The organism is Streptomyces ossamyceticus, assembly GCF_001418475.1.
GTDB classification, from domain to species: domain Bacteria; phylum Actinomycetota; class Actinomycetes; order Streptomycetales; family Streptomycetaceae; genus Streptomyces; species Streptomyces ossamyceticus.
In genome coordinates this window covers 1-3,781 of sequence record NZ_LIQX01000101.1, presented here as the reverse complement: position 1 = coordinate 3,781, position 3,781 = coordinate 1, and the positions used below count along the sequence as shown (strand labels likewise).

The window sequence follows — 3,781 nt, the reverse complement described above, 5'->3', positions numbered from 1 at the left end:
CCCGCACCCGCACGGCCGGCCTCGTCAACCTCCTCGCCGGGGTAGGCCCCTTGGCCGGCCGTGCGGGTGCGGGCGATCAGGTGGAGCCATACCGGCAGGCGGCCCATCGTGTAGTGGGCGGCGGGGCGGCGGCGGCCCGCGTAGTGGTGGTGGAGGAACTCCGCCTTGTACGTGGCCATGTCGACGCCGACGGGGCAGTCCGAACGGCAGCCCTTGCAGGACAGGCAGAGGTCCAGCGCGTCCCGCACCTCGGGCGAGCGCCAGCCGTCGGTGATCACCTCTCCGGCCAGCATCTCGTGCAGGAGACGGGCCCGGCCGCGAGTGGAGTGCTCCTCCTCCCCCGTCGCGCGGAAGGAGGGGCACATGACCGCGCCCGAGCCCGGCCCCGGCCCCGTGGTCCGGCATTTGGCGACGCCCACGCAGCGTCTTACGGCCGCCGAGAAGTCGCCGCCGTCCTCCGGATACCCGAACACCACCGGGACCGGCTCGCGGGGCAGCGGCGCGAAGCGCAGGTTGGTGTCGAGGGGGGCCGGGCGGACGAGCATGCCGGGGTTCAGGAGGTCGTCGGGGTCCCAGAGGGCCTTGGCGCGCTCGAACAGGGCGATCAGGTCGGGGCCGTACATCCTCGGCAGCAGTTCGGCGCGCGCCTGGCCGTCGCCGTGTTCCCCGGAGAGGGAGCCACCGTGGGAGACGACCAGGTCGGCGAGGTCCTCCGAGAAACGGCGGAAGCGGGCGACGCCCGGCCCGGTGAGGAGGTCGAAGTCGATACGGACGTGGATGCAGCCGTCGCCGAAGTGGCCGTAGGGGGTGCCGCGCAGCTCGTGGGCGCGCAGGAGGCCGCGGAAGTCCCGGAGGTATGCGCCAAGTCGGGCGGGCGGGACCGCGCAGTCCTCCCAGCCGGGCCAGGCCTCGCTGCCGTCGGGCATCCTCGTCGCCGTCCCGCTGGCGTCCTCGCGGACCCGCCACAGGGCGCGCTGGGCAGCGGGGTCGGTGACCACGAGCGCGTCGGCCGCGTCCGCCGCGCGCACGATCGCGGCGGCGTGCGCCCGCGCCTCGGCGGCCGTGTCCCCGCCGGTCTCCACGAACAGCCACGCCCCGCCCGCCGGCAGCCCGGGCGTGCCCGGGGGCACGAGGTCCGCGGCCATGCCCTCCACGGTCAGCGGGCCGTACGGCAGGAGCGCGGGGGCCGCCTCGGCAGCCGCGCTCTCGTCGGCGTACCCGAGGACGGCGAGGGCACGCGCGCGGGGTGCCTCGACGAGGCGTACGACCGCCTCCGTGAGGACGCCGAGAGTGCCCTCGGAGCCGCAGAAGGCGCGGGCCACGTCGGCGCCCCGCTCGGGGAGCAGGGCGTCGAGGGCGTAGCCGGAGATACGGCGGGGCAGGTCGGGGAAGCCGGTGCGCAGCAGCGCCAACTCCCCCTCCACCAGGGCCCGCAGACCGTCCGGGGCGCCCGACCAGCCCTGTCCGGGGCGACGGGCCCCGCCCCTGCCGTCGAGGACCGACAGCTCGCGCACGCTGTCGGCGGTGGTGCCCCAGGCCACCGAGTGGGAGCCGCAGGAGTTGTTGCCGATCATGCCGCCGAGGGTGCAGCGGCTGTGGGTGGAGGGGTCGGGGCCGAAACGGAGGCCGTGCGGGGCGGCGGCGTCCTGGAGGCGGTCCAGGACCAGGCCCGGCTGGACGACGGCCGTGCGCGCCTCGGGGTCCAGGGCGAGCAGCCGGTTCATATGGCGGGTGAAGTCCAGGACGACGCCCGTGCCCGTGGCCTGGCCGGCGATCGACGTGCCGCCGCCGCGCGCCACCACCGGCACGCCGTGCTCCCGGCACACCGTCAGGACGGCCGCCACGTCGTCCGCGTCCCGGGGCGCGACCACGCCGAGCGGCACCCGGCGGTAGTTGGACGCGTCCATGGTCATCAGCGCCCGCGCGGTCGTGTCGAACGCGACCTCGCCCCGCACGGCCGCCGTCAGCGCCGCCCGCAGCCCGGCCGCCGCATCCGACCGCGCCGAGCGCCGCCCGGCCGTCGTCACCGGGCTGGACGAGTGCCGCTCCGCCGTCGACCGCGCCGCGGCCGCGGGCCGCTCCGCCGCCGGCCCGGACCCTGACCCCGCTCTCGTCTCCCCTGGACCTTCCATCCCCCCAGCATGCATCCCACCACTGACAGTGACCACGCGGTGACGGCGGGCCGGTACCGGGGCGATGGCCGGATTCTGGGGAGCTAACCGGAAACCGCCCGACCCCCGTCACGAACTCTCATATAGTGACGCCCAATTGAGCACCAGGTGTCGCTTCTCGCACAGGAACCGACCGTGTTACCGAGACCAGGAACCGACTGAGTTACCGAGTCCAGAACCGACCGAGGACAGCAGACCATGACCGCGCCCAGCCCCCCACGCCCACCGGGCGACCGCCCAGCGCTCCGCTCAGTCCTGCCCCTGCCCCTGGTCACCGCCGTGTTCGCCGCCGCCGCGGCCGGCGGTTCGGTCGCGCTCGTACCCGCGTCCTTACAGGTCCCGGTGGCGGGTGGCGCGGGCGCCGCCGCTCTGCTGCTCACGCTCGCCGTCGCGGTCGCCGTCCACGCCCGGCAGTCGGCGCGGTCGCTGCGGCACCGCCTCGACGCGGTGTCCCGTGACACCGGGATGCTCCTCCAGGAACGGGCCCGGATGACCGCCGAGTTCGGGCAGGAACGGGCGCGGCTCACCGAGGAGTTCCTCCAGGACCGCGCCCGGATCGCCGCCGACTACGCCCGCGAACGGACCCGGCTCACCGCCGAACTGGACCACGAGCGCGGTCGGCTCGCCGACGAGCGCGCCCAACTGGAGACCAAGGCCGAGGAGGAGAGGTCCCGTCTCCTGGACCGCGCCCGGCAGGCCGAGACCGAGCGCACCGCCGCCCTCGCCGTCACCGCCAACGTGGCCGGCCGGATGCAGGCCCTCGCCACCGGCACCCTCGCCGACCTGCGCGCCATGGAGGAGCGCCACGCCGACGAGGACGTCCTCGCCGACCTGCTCCACCTCGACCACCGCACCGCCCAGGCGGGCCGTCTCGCCGACTCCGTCGCCGTCCTCGCGGGCGCCCGCTCCGGCCGCCGCTGGGCCAAGCCCATCCCGATGGAGTCGATCCTGCGGGGCGCGATGGGCCGCATCGGCGCCTACCGCCGGGTCCGGCTGCACTCCTCCAGCGAGTCCGCCGTCGCCGGGCACGCCGCCGAGGGCGTGATGCACGCGCTCGCCGAACTCCTCGACAACGCGGCGAACTTCTCGCCGCCGACCGCCGAGGTCCACGTCTACGTCGAGGAGGTCCCGGCCGGCGTCATCATCTCCGTCGAGGACGCGGGCCTCGTCATGAGCGACGTCCAGCTGCGCCGCGCCGAACGCGCCGTCTCCGGCGAGGACTCCGACCTCACCGGCCTCACCGGCACCCGCCTCGGTCTCGCCGTCGTCGGCCGCCTCGCCCGCAAGCACGGCCTCAAGGTCTCCTTCCGTCCCTCCGCCCGCGGCGGCACGGGCGTCCTGCGGGACCAGCATCAGGACGCCCGTGCCGCCGCGCCGTCCGCGGCACGGGCGGCCTCGACCAGGCCTTCGTCCAGGGCACGTCCACGGACGACGAACCGTCCACGGGCCTCCACCGGCGCACGGAGGGGGCGGAGCACGGCGAGACCACGGAGCGGACGGACAGCACGGAGGCGTCGGGAACGGCCGGTGCGCCGCACCTGACGGGCACGCCGCTCGCGCACCCGGCGACGGGGTTCCTTCCGGACCCCGGAGGGGAGAACCTCCCGGAG

Annotated in this window: 1 protein-coding gene and 1 pseudogene; one reads left to right on the top strand and one right to left on the bottom strand. The window is 75.7% G+C overall.

The features are described from left to right. Positions 1-1,913: FAD-binding and (Fe-S)-binding domain-containing protein (locus AOK15_RS09420; protein ID WP_240508368.1), on the bottom strand; the 1,913-nt coding region annotated here is incomplete at its 3' end. Positions 1,914-2,369: 456 nt separating this feature from the next. On the opposite strand from AOK15_RS09420, the pseudogene AOK15_RS09415 reads away from it, so the two are divergent. Further along, positions 2,370-3,584 (top strand): annotated as a pseudogene (locus tag AOK15_RS09415) (sensor histidine kinase); the annotation flags it as partial. Positions 3,585-3,781 lie beyond the last annotated feature (197 nt).